This is a genomic window from Cohnella sp. CFH 77786 (assembly GCF_019400745.1).
Classification (GTDB): Bacteria; Bacillota; Bacilli; order Paenibacillales; family Paenibacillaceae; genus Cohnella.
The window spans coordinates 1-567 of record NZ_WJIB01000050.1; the positions used below are offsets into that span (position 1 = coordinate 1).

The window sequence follows — 567 nt, forward strand, 5'->3', positions numbered from 1 at the left end:
GATCTCGGTACCGATCTACAACGATACCGACACGGAAGGCGACGAGAGTTTCACGGTTACGCTCGGCAATCCGACGAACGGGGCGACGCTTGGAACGATCACCGGCTCGAACGTCTCGATCGTGGACGACGACACCTGGATTCCGGATCCGCCGGGACAGCTGCAGTTGGATACGGCATCGGCCACGGTAGATGAGGGCGGCAGCTTCGTCTCCCTGTTGGTGACGCGCACGAACGGAGCGGGCGGCACGGTGACGGTCGACTACGGCGTCGGGGGCGGCAGCGCGTCGGAGGGCTCGGATTTCACCGGCACCTCCGGGTCACTCACGTTCGCGGAAGGAGAAACGTGGAAGACGATCGAGGTGCCGATTCTCGATGACGCCGAATACGAGGGTAACGAGAATTTCACGGTATCGCTGTTTAACGCGACAGGCGGTGCCTCGCTGGGGACGATCACGAGCGCGGTCGTCACCATCACGGACAACGACTCGCCTCCGCCTCCTCCTGAGCCCGGCGAGTTCGCCTTCGAAAGCGGCGCGTACAGCGTGAACGAAAACGAAAGCTCCGC

The 567-nt window shown here is 63.0% G+C and carries 1 protein-coding gene; it reads left to right on the plus strand.

The window, feature by feature from the left end:
- Positions 1 to 567: Calx-beta domain-containing protein (locus GE107_RS26275; RefSeq protein WP_304518004.1), on the plus strand; the 567-nt coding region annotated here is incomplete at both ends.